This is a genomic window from Cypionkella sp., assembly GCF_028290025.1.
Taxonomy (GTDB): domain Bacteria; phylum Pseudomonadota; class Alphaproteobacteria; order Rhodobacterales; family Rhodobacteraceae; genus Cypionkella.
The window spans coordinates 33,832-47,456 of the sequence record NZ_JAQGKQ010000098.1 but is presented as its reverse complement, the minus strand read 5'-3'; the positions used below and the strand labels follow the sequence as shown (position 1 = coordinate 47,456).

Annotated in this window: 16 protein-coding genes; 12 read left to right on the top strand and 4 right to left on the bottom strand. The window is 58.5% G+C overall.

The window, feature by feature from the left end; all coding sequences use genetic code 11:
- Nucleotides 1-369 carry an HIT domain-containing protein gene (locus JWS10_RS17795; RefSeq protein ID WP_299509146.1) on the top strand — a complete coding sequence of 123 codons (369 nt, stop codon included), beginning with the start codon at nt 1-3 and terminating at the stop codon, nt 367-369.
- A gap of 151 nt (nt 370-520) precedes the next feature.
- Nucleotides 521-982, top strand: coding sequence for a DUF1203 domain-containing protein (locus tag JWS10_RS17790; protein ID WP_299509145.1), 462 nt, complete (start codon nt 521-523; stop codon nt 980-982).
- A gap of 124 nt (nt 983-1,106) precedes the next feature.
- Here the strand turns inward: JWS10_RS17790 and polA are convergent, their stop codons facing one another.
- The 3 genes from polA to JWS10_RS17775 all read right to left on the bottom strand — a co-directional run bounded on the left by polA (nt 1,107) and on the right by JWS10_RS17775 (nt 4,884).
- Entirely contained in the window at nt 1,107-3,914 is a 2,808-nt protein-coding gene (polA, locus tag JWS10_RS17785; protein ID WP_299509144.1) for a DNA polymerase I, read from the bottom strand.
- A 66-nt stretch (nt 3,915-3,980) separates the two neighbouring features.
- The gene (locus JWS10_RS17780) at nt 3,981-4,658 is read right to left on the bottom strand and encodes a TIGR02117 family protein (RefSeq protein ID WP_299509143.1); all 678 of its coding nucleotides are present in this window, start codon (nt 4,656-4,658) and stop codon (nt 3,981-3,983) included.
- 40 nt (nt 4,659-4,698) lie between these two features.
- Entirely contained in the window at nt 4,699-4,884 is a 186-nt protein-coding gene (locus tag JWS10_RS17775) for a zinc-finger domain-containing protein (RefSeq protein WP_299509142.1), read from the bottom strand.
- A gap of 319 nt (nt 4,885-5,203) precedes the next feature.
- On the opposite strand from JWS10_RS17775, the gene JWS10_RS17770 reads away from it, so the two are divergent.
- Entirely contained in the window at nt 5,204-5,830 is a 627-nt protein-coding gene (locus tag JWS10_RS17770) for an outer membrane lipoprotein carrier protein LolA (RefSeq protein WP_299509141.1), read from the top strand.
- On the opposite strand, the gene JWS10_RS17765 is transcribed toward JWS10_RS17770, so the two are convergent.
- Nucleotides 5,831-6,409 (bottom strand): lytic transglycosylase, encoded by a 579-nt coding sequence (locus JWS10_RS17765; protein ID WP_299509140.1) that lies wholly within the window; start codon nt 6,407-6,409, stop codon nt 5,831-5,833.
- A gap of 242 nt (nt 6,410-6,651) precedes the next feature.
- On the opposite strand from JWS10_RS17765, the gene hspQ reads away from it, so the two are divergent.
- From hspQ to JWS10_RS17720, 9 genes are all read left to right on the top strand, one after another.
- A complete protein-coding gene (gene hspQ, locus JWS10_RS17760) occupies nt 6,652-6,978 on the top strand; it encodes a heat shock protein HspQ (protein WP_299509139.1) in 327 nt (108 codons plus the stop codon).
- Nucleotides 6,979-7,054: 76 nt separating this feature from the next.
- Nucleotides 7,055-7,405, top strand: a complete 351-nt coding sequence (locus tag JWS10_RS17755; protein WP_299509138.1) for an STAS domain-containing protein — start codon at nt 7,055-7,057, stop codon at nt 7,403-7,405.
- Nucleotides 7,396-7,848 (top strand): ATP-binding protein, encoded by a 453-nt coding sequence (locus tag JWS10_RS17750; protein ID WP_299509137.1) that lies wholly within the window; start codon nt 7,396-7,398, stop codon nt 7,846-7,848. The genes JWS10_RS17755 and JWS10_RS17750 overlap by 10 nt, the downstream gene beginning before the upstream one ends.
- 214 nt (nt 7,849-8,062) lie before the next feature.
- Nucleotides 8,063-9,634, top strand: coding sequence for a gamma-glutamyltransferase family protein (locus tag JWS10_RS17745; RefSeq protein WP_299509136.1), 1,572 nt, complete (start codon nt 8,063-8,065; stop codon nt 9,632-9,634).
- Nucleotides 9,630-10,082: a GAF domain-containing protein gene (locus JWS10_RS17740; protein WP_299509158.1), complete on the top strand. Its 453-nt coding sequence runs from the start codon at nt 9,630-9,632 to the stop codon at nt 10,080-10,082. The genes JWS10_RS17745 and JWS10_RS17740 overlap by 5 nt, the downstream gene beginning before the upstream one ends.
- Nucleotides 10,079-10,438 (top strand): GFA family protein, encoded by a 360-nt coding sequence (locus tag JWS10_RS17735; RefSeq protein ID WP_299509135.1) that lies wholly within the window; start codon nt 10,079-10,081, stop codon nt 10,436-10,438. The genes JWS10_RS17740 and JWS10_RS17735 overlap by 4 nt, the downstream gene beginning before the upstream one ends.
- Before the next feature lie 133 nt (nt 10,439-10,571).
- Nucleotides 10,572-11,465, top strand: a complete 894-nt coding sequence (locus JWS10_RS17730) for a homocysteine S-methyltransferase family protein (RefSeq protein ID WP_366943553.1) — start codon at nt 10,572-10,574, stop codon at nt 11,463-11,465.
- Nucleotides 11,462-12,115, top strand: coding sequence for a pseudouridine synthase (locus JWS10_RS17725; RefSeq protein WP_299509133.1), 654 nt, complete (start codon nt 11,462-11,464; stop codon nt 12,113-12,115). The genes JWS10_RS17730 and JWS10_RS17725 overlap by 4 nt, the downstream gene beginning before the upstream one ends.
- Before the next feature lie 91 nt (nt 12,116-12,206).
- Nucleotides 12,207-13,580 (top strand): FMN-binding glutamate synthase family protein, encoded by a 1,374-nt coding sequence (locus JWS10_RS17720; protein WP_299509132.1) that lies wholly within the window; start codon nt 12,207-12,209, stop codon nt 13,578-13,580.
- Nucleotides 13,581-13,625: the final 45 nt, after the last annotated feature.

The following is a 13,625-nucleotide window of genomic DNA, read 5'->3' as shown; positions in this document are numbered from 1 at the left end:
ATGCCCCATAACTACGACCCGCAAAATGTCTTCGCCCGCATCCTGCGCGGTGAGATACCGAACAAGACCGTCGTGGAAACCGAGCATACCCTGGCGTTCCACGACATCGCGCCCTCGGCTCCGGTGCATGTGCTGGTGATCCCAAAAGGCCCCTACACCACATTCGATCATTTCGCAGCCCACGCCTCTGCCGAGGAAATCGTCGATTTCCACCGCGCCTGTGCAAAGGTTTTTGAGATCGTCGGAGTGGCCCCCGGTCAAGGTTACCGCGCCATCACCAACGCCGGCCCGCACGGTATGCAAGAGGTGCCGCACTACCATTTGCACATCTTGGGCGGCAAAGTCATGGGGCCGCTCATCCAGCGTTAAGGCGGTTTGTGGTGTCGTACATGTTGATCAGAACATCCACTCCATCAGTGATTCTGTTTCAGCTTAAAGCCAATGCGTTAACCGCAGGTTTCGGGTCGCCGGATCCCTGATCGCAACGCTATCTGGGCCATACCCTAGCCCAGAGGTCGAAATGATCCGCTTCACCCCAATCCCCACCGCAATCGTCCGCGCCTATCAGGCAGGCGGGCTTGACGCCAACGGCCAAACACCCGAGCGCCACATCTCCGATGGCCCTGGCACCCCCTGCCGCCATTGCCTGCAAAACATTCCCAAAGGTGCCGGAATGCTAATCCTAGCCCACCGCCCGTTCCCCGAACCGCAACCCTACGCCGAACTCGGCCCGATATTCCTGTGCGCCGATGCGTGTGAAGCAGGCGGTGGCGCAGCCGTCCCCGAAATCCTCGCCTCGCCCGAATACATCATCCGAGGCTACTCCGCCGAGCACCGCATCGTCTACGGCACCGGCGCAGTCGTCGCCACGGCCACAATCCCAGCCGAAGCCGAAACCCGCCTGACCGACCCGCGCATCGCCTACCTCCACATCAGATCCGCCCGCAACAACTGCTACCAGTTGCGGATCGACCGCGCATAACTCGACGCCGCCCCGGCCTTGAGCCGGGGCCTTAACGCTGACCCAAAAATACCGGCTCAAGGTCGGTGCGCCCTCTGCGATCAAATGTCCTCGGAGTCTGTGGGCGAGCCCCCAGCGCCAGCCGCTAATGCGCCGCAGCCCAAGTAGCCCCCACACCAGCCTCAACCGTCAACGGCACCTTCAGATGCACGGCGGGATGCGAAGCCCCCTCCATCACACCCTTCGCCACCGCAATCAGCGCCTCAGCCGAGCCTTCCTCTACCTCGAACAGCAACTCGTCATGCACCTGCAACAGCATCTTGGCCGGCATCCCCGCAATCGCCGCAGGCATCCGGATCATCGCCCGCCGGATTACATCCGCCGCCGTGCCCTGAATAGGCGCGTTGATCGCCGCCCGTTTGGCAAACCCCGCCCCCGGCCCCTTAGCGTTGATCTCGGGCGTATTGATCTTGCGCCCAAACAAAGTCTGCACAAAGCCGTTCTTCTGCGCAAACGCCACCGTCGCCGACATATATTCCTTGATCCCCGGAAACCGCTCAAAATACCGGTCGATAAACCCCTGCGCTTCCGCCCTCGGTATCCGCAGGTTCCGAGCCAGACCGAACCCCGAAATCCCGTAGATCACCCCGAAGTTGATCGCCTTCGCCCGCCGCCTGATGTCAGAAGTCATCTGATCCAACGGCACGTTAAACATCTCACTCGCCGTCAGCGCATGAATATCAATGCCGTCTTTGAACGCTTGTTGCAGCGAGGCAATATCCGCCACATGCGCCAAAATCCGCAGCTCGATCTGGCTATAGTCCAGCGATACCAGCACCTTGCCCTTCGGTGCCACAAACGCTTCGCGAATCCTGCGCCCCTCCTCCGACCGGATAGGAATGTTCTGCAAGTTCGGATCGGTCGAGGCCAAGCGCCCCGTCACCGCCCCGGTGATCGAATATGAGGTGTGAACCCGCCCGGTTTCCGCGTTGATATGGTCCTGCAACGCATCGGTGTAGGTGGATTTCAGCTTGGCCAACTGCCGCCAATCCAGCACCAAACCCGGCAATTTATGCTCGGTCGCCAGATCCTCCAGCACATCCGCCCCCGTCGCATAAGCCCCGGTTTTGCCCTTTTCACCCCCCAGCAAACCCAGCTTGTCGAACAGGATCTCGCCCAACTGCTTCGGCGAACCTACGTTAAACGACACCCCCGCAACTTCTTGAATCTCCGCCTCCAGCCCCGCCATCTTCTGCGCAAACGCATTCGACATCCGGCTCAAAGTATCGCGATCCACCTCAATCCCGGCCATCTCCATCCGCGCCAATACCGGCACCAAAGGCCGCTCCAGCGTCTCATACACCGTGGTCACCTGCGCTCGATGCAACTGCGGCTTGAACAGCGCCCACAGCCGCAGCGTCACATCAGCATCCTCGGCTGCATATTTCACCGCGTCATCAATCCCAACCCGATCAAATGTCACCTGAGATTTGCCCGTGCCCAGCAAGCTCTTGATCGGCATACAAATATGCCCAAGATATTTCTCGGCCAACGCATCCATACCATGCGGATTGAGCCCCGCCTGCATCGCCGAGCTCATCAGCATGGTGTCGTCAAGCGGCGCGATCTCAATCCCCAACCGCGCGAAAATCTTCCAGTCATACTTCATATTCTGACCGATTTTCAGCACCGAAGCATCTTCCAGTACTGGCTTCAACGCCGCCAACACCGCCTCCAGCCCCAACTGCCCCGGCACCAGTTCTGACGAGCCAAACAGATCGCCGCCGCCCTGCTTATGGCCCAGCGGAATATACGCGGCCTTCCCCGCATCGACGCACAAAGAAATCCCGACCAGTTCGGCCCGCATCTCATTCAGACTGGTGGTTTCGGTATCAATCGCGACATGACCAACCTCGATAATCCGCGCGATCGACGCATCCAGCGCCGCCATCGTGTCGATCTTCTCATAACCCGCCAAATCAAACGGCAGCTGCTCGGCTTCCAGCGCATTTTCAGCGTCATTCACCGCCGCCAAAGCCAAGCCATCCTCAACGGCGAGGACCGGAATCTTCAACCGCTCCGCCACCCGCTTGGTCAGCGTCGAAAACTCCATCTCGCGCAGAAAGCCCATCACCACGTCCGGCTCCGGCGAAGTCAGCTCCAGATCATCCAACAAACATTCCAGCGGCATATGCGCATCCAGCGTCACCAATCGCTTGGAAATGCGGATCAATTCGGCATTGTCCACCAAAGCCTCACGCCGCGTAGGCTGCTTGATCTCCCCCGCGCGCTCAAGCAAGGTTTCCAGATCGCCATATTTCTGAATAAGCAAAGCTGCGGTTTTCAAGCCGATTCCCGGCGCACCCGGCACGTTATCGACCGAATCCCCAGCCAAAGCTTGCACATCAATCACCCGATTGGGTGCGACACCAAACTTCTCAAACACCTCATCAATACCCAGCCGCTTGTTCTTCATCGGGTCCAGCATATCGACGCCGTCCCCCACCAACTGCATCAGGTCTTTATCCGAGGATATGATCGTGACAGACCCACCAGCCTCCCGCGCCCGCCGCGCCAAAGTCGCGATAATATCGTCGGCCTCAAAGCCGTCTTGCTCGATGCAAGAGACGTTGAACGCCTTGGTTGCCTTGCGGGTATAGATGAACTGCGGCTTCAAATCTTCCGGCAAATCCGGGCGGTTGGCTTTGTATTTGTCGTAAATCGCGTTGCGGAAAGTGATCGAGCCCGCATCAAAAATCACCGCGAGATGTGTCGGCGCGGTTTCCTTGCGGGTCGAGGTCAACTCGCTCCACAGCAGGTTACAAAACCCCGCCACAGCGCCCACCGGCATCCCGTCCGACTTCCGCGTTAGCGGCGGCAGCGCATGGTAAGCCCGGAAAATAAACGCCGAGCCGTCGATCAGATGCAGGTGATTGCCCTTGCCGAATGCCATGATCTCGCAGCCCCTTAATCCGTTACAGGGCCAAGTATTGCCACGAAGCGAGGCCACGTTCCACCCTTACAGCGGCGCGCCTTCATGCCAGCGCAGCGACAACTCCACCGCTTGCGGCGTCGGCGTCCAAATTCCAAACGGCACTCCCGCCGCTCGCAGAGTTTCCCCCAGCCAAGCATTGCACGGATAAAGCAGGCTGAAATGACCGTTAGCCGCGAAAAACGCATCGTGATCGTTGAAACGCGCAGGCAGCGGCAACGGAGCCCCGGTCTGATCGCGCTGGAAATTCGCATCAAGACTGGCGAGCAAGGCCGCATATTGCGCCTCAGACAGCGTCAGATATTCGATGCCATCGACGCCGCTCACATCGCCCGCCACATCCAAGTGCAGCACGGCTTTATCGCCAGTGATCGCAGTCCAAACCGCCCCCGGCTTCATATCGCCGTAGCTGCCCGCAGTCGTGTAGAATGCTTCCGATCCCCAACCCACCAGCAACCACTCCGCTTGCAGCGCTTGCACAGGCACACCAGCACTTTCCGCAAAGCCATAGCGCGCCCGCAGTTCCGGCGACATTGGCAGCAGAAAGTCGTAATGGATCGGCGCACGGGCAAGACCGATCAAGACATCGGTGCCTTGCGGCAAATCCGCGTGCTTGCCGGGAATTATTGCGCCGACAAATCCCGCAGCGAAATACAGCAGCGGCAGGCAAATGATCGCCGTGATCGCCCGTATAATTCGACGCAAGATCAGACCTTAACGCGCAGAGCCGATGATGCCCGAAGCCCTAGTGATCATCATGCGCGTGTTCGCGGTCGATCTCAAAGCGTTTGTCGCAATAGCCACATTCGACATAGCCGGTATCTTCTGGGATAGGCAGCCAAACCCGTGGATGGCCCAAAGGCCCCTCGCCGCCGTCGCAGGCGACTTTCCAATGGGTGACAATCTGCGTTTCCGGCGGGTCGATCGGCATGGGCGCGTCCTTGGCTGAGGTATCTGCATTGTAACCGCTACAGCCTCGTGAGCAAGGGGCACACCATTGATATCGAGCAATGGTATGCGGGCGCAGTTAAGCCATGATGAAACTGCGGAATGTTCACAATTGCTCAATTACTCCCGCCGGCAGCATCCCGAAACTCATCCCGCGGAGTGTTAACAGATTGTGAACATGCCCTATATAACCCATTGAATTTGTTCACAGTCATGTCGTTGTCCACGTGTGGACAGCCCACAATTCGAGCCTAGGCACCTCTCCGCCAAGTGATCGCGAGGGGGGTGCGAACCCGACTTTGATGACGTATATATACCGCATGAAAAAGCTCCGCACCCTGCTTGCCCCGCTCGCCCTGATCCTGCTCGCCGCCCCCGCGTTGGCTGAGAAGATTCCGTTGAAGGATCTGTCAGCCTATCTGAACAGCCTGACCACGGCGGAAACTCAGTTCACCCAAGTCAACGCCGACGGCTCCATCGCCACCGGCAAGCTGATCATCAAACGCCCCGGCCGCGTCCGCTTTGAATACGCGCCGCCTGATAAATCGCTGGTTCTGGCTTCCAGCGGCAACGTCGCGATCTTCGATGCGAAGTCCAACCAAGCCCCCGAGCAATACCCGCTGACACGCACGCCGCTGAACCTGATCTTAGCGGCCAACGTCGATCTGAGCCGCGCGAAGATGGTTGTCGCCCACACCGAGTCGAAAAACGCCACGCAGGTCGTCGCCCAAGACCCGCAACACCCCGAATATGGCCAAATAGCACTGGTGTTCACCGCCAAACCCACCACCCTGCGGCAGTGGGTGATCACCGATGATCTCGGCCAGCAAACCACGGTGATCCTCGGCGATCTAAAAACCGGCGCCAACTACAGCGCCACCATGTTCAACATCACCGACGAAGTCGAACGTCGCGGCGGCAGTCGCTGATCAGTCGCAATAGCTCAGCTGACCCGCATACATCGCCGACCGCCGCCCAATCGCAGCGGCAACATCGACCAACCAAGGCTTCTCCAAATAAGACTTGTTGGCGAACCCCGACCGCCCCTCATGGTAAGCCAAATACTGCGACTCGGCGTCATTCAACGAGATGCCCAGCTTTGCGGTGCTCTGGCTCATGTACCAGCCCATGAAATCAGTCGCGTCGTTGATCCGGTCCCGCTTTGCGCCAAACCGCCGCTGCTCTTGCTGATACTCATCCCAAGTGCCGTCCAGCGCCTGACTGTAACCGTAGGCCGACGACTGCCGTCCCATCGGGATCACTCCCAATGCAAATTGATGCGGCGTGCGCGCATTGCCGATGAACTTCGATTCCTGATAAATCGCAGCCATCTGCACATGCACCGGTACGCCCCACTTGCGTTCAGTTGCCCGCATCGCTTTGAAGTACGCCGGGCGCTGCCGCAAAATTGCGCAGGCATCATCCATGTTTTGCGGCGCCGAAGAGTTTCCTCCCCCGCAAGATGCAAGGGCCAGCAACAGGATCGACGCACGGAGAAGTCTGCTCATTCGCCCCTCGTGCTTTTATTTTGTGCTGACGATACGAGAAAACCATCGTCGAGGAAATGGGTATGTCTTCGATTTTCCATGACATTCCCGTGCAAAGCAGGAGCCATACATATTTCCGCCTGCAAGCAGCCTTGGCAGACTAGGACCAAGCGCACGACAGACTGTTTCCCCTGCGGCGCGCCTGTGGAATAGACACCGCCACGCCAAGAGATTACTAAACCTTTATGGGGAGCAAAAATGAAATGCTGACGACGGCGGCCAAATATCACATCGGTCAGGTTTTGCGCCATCGCAAGCATCCGTTTCGCGGTGTGGTTTTTGATGTGGATGCGAGGTTTTCCAACACTGAAGAATGGTATCACGCTATCCCGGAAGATGCTCGCCCGTTACGCAATCAGCCGTTTTATCATCTGTTGGCCGAAAATGAGCAAAGCTACTACGTCGCCTACGTGTCAGAGCAAAATCTTGTGCCTGATGAAACCGGCGAGCCCGTGACTCATCCCGATCTGCCCGATCTGTTTGGCGATTTTGAGAATGGGCGATACCCGCTGCAATTCCAGCTCAACTGATTCTCTGGCCCCGCTTACCAAACAGTAACCTCTTCGGCTTAACCTGAGCTTACAGATTCAGGAAAGGGCCAAGCGGATGCAGCTTTTGGCAGAACAACGCGGCGAGGTTATTGTCGTGCAGGCGCTGGGTGATCGCATCGACGCGGCAGGTGCAATTCAGTTCAAAGATCGTATGCGCGAATTGACGCAACTGCCTTCCCTGCGGGTGATATTGGATTTGTCACGCGTGGCCTTTCTAGACAGCAGCGGTTTGGGTGCCGTTGTCGCGGTGATGAAGGCATTGGGACCGGAACGTAAGCTCGAACTTTCCGGTCTGACCCCGACCGTGCAGAAGGTATTTCGGCTCACCCGAATGGACAGCATTTTCATCATCCATGATCAATTGCCGGAAGATTTGCTGCCAGCCAAGCCAGGCCAATGCAGGTAATTGACGCCGAATACGCCACCCGTACCCGGCTGACGATACCTAGCCATTACAACGGCGTCCGCGATGGCTTGCGCGCATTGTTAGACTCGGTCCTGCTGCGCAGTTTACCCGAGGACGGTCGAGGCAACGCTGAAATTGTGCTGGCAGAAGCTTTGAACAACATCGTCGAGCACGCCTATGCCGGACGTCAGGGCGAAATCGAAATCTCACTGCATTTGCGCCAGAATGAACTGCTGTGCCAAATCTCAGACACTGGGTTACCGATGCCCGGTGGCACAATACCCACTGGTAGCCTCGCGGCTTCCGGCGAAAGCGTCAATCCGCCCGAAGGTGGTTTCGGTTGGCATTTGATTCGCTGCCTATCGAAAGATTTAGCGTATCAGCGGATCGGCGGGCGGAACCTGCTCAGCTTCAGTCTTAATACGCAACAATCGCCCGCATAGCAGGCTATTAATCACAAATCGTCAAATATGCCGTCAGTTTGCCGAAATTTCCCCGTAAAACAGCCGCGCAAAATGCCGATAATGTAGGTGTAGCTGCACAAAGCTTCACTCGGCGCTGCGGATCAAGCCCCCACCCAGTTCGTGGCGCCGAGGTCCACTTGCTCTTGGAAATTCCGCCGCACTTCCTTAGGCTTGCGCCAACAGGAGGGTTTTCATGCGCGATTTTCAGGCTCCGGGCCGATCTGCAATCTACGCCAGCAATGGCATATGCGCCACGTCGCATCCTTTGGCTGCCAAGGTGGCTGTCGAAACGCTAGAAGCAGGCGGTAACGCCGTCGATGCAGCCTTGGCAGGTGCCATTCTATTGGGGATTTGCGAGCCGCAAATGACCGGGATTGGCGGCGATTGTTTTGCCCTCATCAAGCCCGCAGGCGATGAGCGAGTCATTGCGCTGAACGGTTCGGGTCGCGCGCCCGCAGCCTATTCAGCCGAATCAATGCGTGCACGGGGCCTGAGTGCCGTCCCGGTACGCGGGGTCGATCCGGTCACCATTCCCGGCGCGATGGACGCGTTTTGCAAGCTTTCCGCCGACTGGGGCAAACTCGGGCTCGCCCGCGTTCTCGCCCCGGCCATCCGTTACGCCGATGAAGGCGTCCCCGTGGCCCCCCGCGTGGCTTTTGATTGGGCCGAGGATGGCCCGGCCTTGACCGGCGATGCGCGCAAGTTTTATCTCATTGACGGCAATATCCCCCAGATCGGGCAGATTTTCCGCGCCCCCAGCCAAGCTGAAGTGCTGCGCCGTGTCGCCAGCCAAGGTCGCGCTGGTTTCTATGAAGGTGAGGTCGCCGAAGATATGGTCGCCTCGCTGCAGGCCATGGGCGGCACGCATACACTGGAAGATTTCGCAGCAACTGCGTGCACTTACGAGCCTCCAGTTGCCGGTGATTACAAAGGCACCGAACTGGTTGAGCATCCGCCAAATGGTCAGGGTGCCACCGCAATCCTGCTCTTGAACATCCTCAAACATTTCGACCTTACCGCGATGGACCCATTCGGCACCCAGCGCGCGCATATTGAGGCAGAGGCGAGCAAACTTGCCTACGACGCCCGCAATCGCTTCATTGCCGAGTCGACGCCGCGCCTTGACCACATGCTTTCTGTCGAAACCGCCGCCAAACTGGCCGCACTGATCGACCCCAAACGCGCGATGGCGCAGGCCGCCCCGCTGACCGAGGCCGTCCATAAAGATACGATCTATATCACCGTGGTGGACCATGATCGCATGGCCGTCTCGCTGATTTACTCGATTTTCTGGGGCTTTGGCGCCGGGATAGCCTCGCAAAAGTTCGGCATCAACTTCCAAAATCGTGGCGCGGGCTTTAGTCTTGAAGCTGGTCACCCCAACGAAGCAGGCGGCGGCAGACGTCCGATGCACACCATCATTCCGGGTATGCTGCGCAAAAATGGCAAGGTTATCATGCCGTTCGGGGTGATGGGCGGCGCGTATCAGCCCTGCGGTCACGCGCGGTTTGTGACGAATATGGTGGACTATGGCCTGCAAGCCCAAGCCGCGATCGACGCACCGCGCTGTTTTTCGGGTGCCGACGGCATGTTAATGGAAAGCGGCTACAGCCCGCAGGTGCGCGCCGAACTGGCGGATATGGAGCATCAGGTGTCGCTGTCGCCCGAGCCGATCGGTGGCGCGCAAAGCATCCTGATTGACGAATCCGGCATCCTGATCGGCGCGTCAGACCCGCGCAAAGACGGCTGCGCTCTGGGGTATTGAGATGCAACATATCACCGAAACCATCCGCGCCCTGACGCATGGCGAAACCGACACTGTGGCACTGATGGCGACCGTCGCTTGTGAAATTCACCATGCGCATCCGTTCGCCGATTGGACAGGTTTTTACCGGGTAACCGAGCCTAACCTGTTGAAAATAGGGCCGTATCAGGGCGGCCACGGCTGCCTCGTCATCCCGTTCTCGCGCGGTGTATGCGGTGCTTGCGCCCGCACGGGACAGGTGCAAAACGTGCCAGATGTCGATGCCTTCCCCGACCACATCGCCTGCGCTTCGAGCACAAAATCCGAACTCGTGATGCCAGTTTGGAACGGGGTCGGAGAATTGCTCGGCGTGTTTGATCTCGACAGCAATACCCCCGCCGCGTTTACCAAAGCTGACGAAGATTGGCTGGTGCCACTGCTGGCCGAAGTCTTCAAGGACGCGATATGAGGGGCGGGTGTCTTTGCGGTCAAGTTCGGTTTGAGGCCGACGCCCCCCTACGCGACGTTGTCGCCTGCCATTGCACGCAATGCCGCAAAACGTCCGGACACTTCTGGGCCGCAACTTCGGTGCCGCACGACCGTTTCCGCCTAACCGAAAGCACTGGCCTCCGCTGGTTTCAATCTTCCGATATCGCCAGGCGCGGCTTTTGCGGCACCTGCGGCTCCAGCCTGTTCTGGGAACCCGTCGGAGAAAACCGCATCAGCATCGCCGCTGGAGCGTTGGAAGGCCCGACGGCCTTGAAGATAATCGAAAACTCGTGCCTTGAGGACAAGGGCGATTATTACGATATTCCCACGGCTTAGAATGTCGGAGATTATCAGCGGCATCGGCCTGAATAACCTGCTCGCCTTTCATCGGCGGCGGTATGGCTATGCTCAATCAAGTCGCAGCGGCGCCGTTCGCGGGCTTGGCGGCAAAACTAACACGGAGTGAATGATGCAGATTACCCTTCTCGACGGCGGCATGGGGCAGGAACTGGTGGCGCGCTCTGGCGATGATCCGACCCCGCTTTGGGCGACCCGCGCGATGATCGACAACCCCGGTTTGGTCAAAGCCATTCACGATGAATACTTCGCAGCGGGCGCTTCGGTGGCAACCACCAACACCTACAACATTCTGCATGATCGGCTAGAGGCCGTTGGTCTCGACGCTTTGTATCACGCCCTGCATCTGCGCGCGTTGATGGAGGCGCATGAGTCGAAAGCCCAAGCGGGTCGGGGGCTTATCGCAGGTTCGATGGGCCCGCTGGGCGAGTCCTACCGCCCCGATCTGACACCTCCAGTCTCTGTTTCCGCTCCGCTTTACGCTGAAAAGGCCCGCATCCTTGCCCCGCATGTCGATGTCATTCTGCTGGAAACCATGTCGTCTCTGGACCTTGCGCGCGGCGCTTTGCAGGGTGCGCAAGCCGCTGGCCTTCCGGTGTGGCTTTCGGTTTCTGTCGATGATCGTGACGGTAGCCGCCTGCGTTCGGGTGAACCGATAGCCGGCTTGCGCGATCTGATAGCCGAGCATCCCACCGCCGCCGTGCTGGCAAATTGCTCGATGCCAGAGGCGATGCTGGCCGCCCTGCACGAACTTTCGAGCATGGGCCTGCCGTTCGGTGCCTATGCCAACGGCTTCAGCGAAATCTCCAGCCTGCCGCTGCCAGACACCGTCGCAGCACCTGACTACACCCACCGCCACGACCTATCCCCCGAGAAGTATACCGCGTTCGTCATGGAGTGGGTCGCCCTTGGGGCCAGCATTGTCGGCGGCTGTTGCGAGGTTGGCCCCGCCCATATCCGCCACCTTGCCGCCAGCCTCAAAGCCGCCGGTCACAATATTTTATGATCCCAGATTTCATCTACAACCCGCCGGATGTTCCGCTGGATATTCTATATCAAGATGCCCAAATCATAGTGGCGAACAAGCCTGCTGGCCTGCTCTCAGTGCCGGGCAAGTTGGCGGGTCGCGAGGATTGCCTGGTCAGCCGCTTGCAAGCTGCGCTGTGGGACACTTTACTGGTGCATCGTCTGGATTGTGACACCTCTGGCGTGATGATTTTTGCCCGCACCAAACAAGCTCAGCGCTTTTTGGGACAGGAGTTTGAAAAACGGCGCGCCAAGAAGACTTATATCGCAGAAGTTTACGGACAGTTAACGCCCGATCAGGGTCATATCGACCTGCCAATTTGCACCGATTGGCCGAACCGCCCGCGCCAAATGGTCGATCACGTCAATGGTCGCTCCGCGCAAACCGATTGGCAAGTGCTCAGCCGTGGCGGCGAAACCACCCGCGTCCGGCTGTTTCCCTTGACGGGGCGCAGTCATCAGTTGCGCGTACATATGTTGGCGCAGGGCTGCCCGATCTTGGGGGACCCGATCTATGCCACTGGTAACGCCCGAGAATTTCCGCGACTTATGCTGCACGCCGAGAGCCTGTCGCTGCACCATCCGACCACCGGCGATTGGGTGACTTTCACCGCGCCGCTGCCATTCTGATCTGACAAGACTCTGTGACCTTCTGTCGTTAATCTTGCCGCAACATCTTTCGCTTTAAATGGTCAGCAGCCACGCTGGCCCAAGGATTATTATGCAATTTCTGCGCTATCCGTTTGAGCCCCGCTATATGCTGTTAACAATGTCGGTGATGCTTTGCGCATTGTTTGTCGTGCTCAGCCAAGCCTGGCCCTATTACGCCGAAGGGCTAGAGCTGCTGTCCGTGATCATGGCGGCGTTTGTGGCGCTCGGCGTGCACGATTTATTGCAAACCCGCCACGCGATCCTGCGCAACTACCCGATCATCGCGCATATGCGCTTTTTGCTCGAAGACATTCGCCCGGAGCTTCGGCAATATTTCTTTGAAGGCGACAAAGACGGCGCGCCGTTCCCGCGTGATAAGCGCGCGATTGTCTATCAGCGCGCCAAAAAAGACCTCGATAAGCGGCCATTCGGCACGATGTATGACGTCTACCAAGAGCAGTATGAGTGGCTGCATCATTCGATTGCGCCCCGCCCTGCCGCCCCGATTGATGCGATGCGGGTCAACATCGGCCTTGGCCCGCAGGCATATTCGGCGTCACTGCTGAACATCTCGGCGATGAGTTACGGCGCGCTTTCTGCCAATGCGATCAGGTCGTTAAACCGTGGCGCCAAGGCTGGTGGCTTCTTTCACGACACCGGTGAGGGCGGCGTTTCGCCCTATCACCGCGAATTTGGCGGCGATCTGGTGTGGGAATTGGGCTCGGGTTACTTCGGCGCGCGCAATATGGCGGGCGGCTTTGATGCCACGTTGTTCGCCGAAGCTGCTGCCGATCCGCAGATCAAGATGGTCGAACTGAAACTCTCGCAAGGCGCAAAGCCCGGTCATGGCGGCGTACTGCCAGCGGCGAAAGTCACCGCAGAAATCTCAGCGATTCGCGGTGTGCCGATGGGGCAAGACTGCGTCTCGCCCGCCAGCCATTCCGAATTCTCAACCCCTATAGGTCTGCTGGAATTTGTTGCGCGGATGCGTGAATTATCCGGCGGCAAGCCTGCTGGATTCAAGCTGTGCATCGGTCACACATGGGAGTTTATGGCGATCTGCAAGGCGATGTTAGAGACCGGCATCACCCCGGATTTCATCGTTATCGACGGTAAGGAAGGCGGCACGGGCGCTGCTCCGTTAGAGTTTATGGATCATGTCGGGATGCCTTTGCGCGACGGATTATCCTTTGCGCACAATGCTTTGATCGGTGTTGGCCTGCGAGATAAAATCAAGATCGGTGCTTCCGGCAAGATCACTTCGGCTTTTGATATGGCAACAATTCTGGCGCTGGGGGCGGATTGGTGCAACGCCGCGCGGGGTTTCATGTTCGCGGTTGGCTGCATTCAGGCGCAGTCTTGCCACACCGGGCTGTGCCCCACTGGCGTCACCTCGCAGGATCCCATCATCCGACAAGGTGATCTCGTTCGCCGAGCAATATGAGCAGCTTAAACCCGGTCAGTTACTCGCAGACCCCGCCTCATCGCC

What these genes read in the sequence shown, in the direction of transcription:
- JWS10_RS17795 (WP_299509146.1), top strand. Translation starts at nt 1, where the DNA reads ATGCCCCATAACTACGACCCGCAAAATGTCTTCGCCCGCATCCTGCGC.
- JWS10_RS17790 (WP_299509145.1), top strand. Translation starts at nt 521, where the DNA reads ATGATCCGCTTCACCCCAATCCCCACCGCAATCGTCCGCGCCTATCAG.
- polA (WP_299509144.1), bottom strand. Translation starts at nt 3,914, where the DNA reads ATGGCATTCGGCAAGGGCAATCACCTGCATCTGATCGACGGCTCGGCG.
- JWS10_RS17775 (WP_299509142.1), bottom strand. Translation starts at nt 4,884, where the DNA reads ATGCCGATCGACCCGCCGGAAACGCAGATTGTCACCCATTGGAAAGTC.
- JWS10_RS17770 (WP_299509141.1), top strand. Translation starts at nt 5,204, where the DNA reads ATGACGTATATATACCGCATGAAAAAGCTCCGCACCCTGCTTGCCCCG.
- JWS10_RS17765 (WP_299509140.1), bottom strand. Translation starts at nt 6,409, where the DNA reads ATGAGCAGACTTCTCCGTGCGTCGATCCTGTTGCTGGCCCTTGCATCT.
- hspQ (WP_299509139.1), top strand. Translation starts at nt 6,652, where the DNA reads ATGCTGACGACGGCGGCCAAATATCACATCGGTCAGGTTTTGCGCCAT.
- JWS10_RS17755 (WP_299509138.1), top strand. Translation starts at nt 7,055, where the DNA reads ATGCAGCTTTTGGCAGAACAACGCGGCGAGGTTATTGTCGTGCAGGCG.
- JWS10_RS17750 (WP_299509137.1), top strand. Translation starts at nt 7,396, where the DNA reads ATGCAGGTAATTGACGCCGAATACGCCACCCGTACCCGGCTGACGATA.
- JWS10_RS17745 (WP_299509136.1), top strand. Translation starts at nt 8,063, where the DNA reads ATGCGCGATTTTCAGGCTCCGGGCCGATCTGCAATCTACGCCAGCAAT.
- JWS10_RS17735 (WP_299509135.1), top strand. Translation starts at nt 10,079, where the DNA reads ATGAGGGGCGGGTGTCTTTGCGGTCAAGTTCGGTTTGAGGCCGACGCC.
- JWS10_RS17730 (WP_366943553.1), top strand. Translation starts at nt 10,572, where the DNA reads ATGCAGATTACCCTTCTCGACGGCGGCATGGGGCAGGAACTGGTGGCG.
- JWS10_RS17725 (WP_299509133.1), top strand. Translation starts at nt 11,462, where the DNA reads ATGATCCCAGATTTCATCTACAACCCGCCGGATGTTCCGCTGGATATT.
- JWS10_RS17720 (WP_299509132.1), top strand. Translation starts at nt 12,207, where the DNA reads ATGCAATTTCTGCGCTATCCGTTTGAGCCCCGCTATATGCTGTTAACA.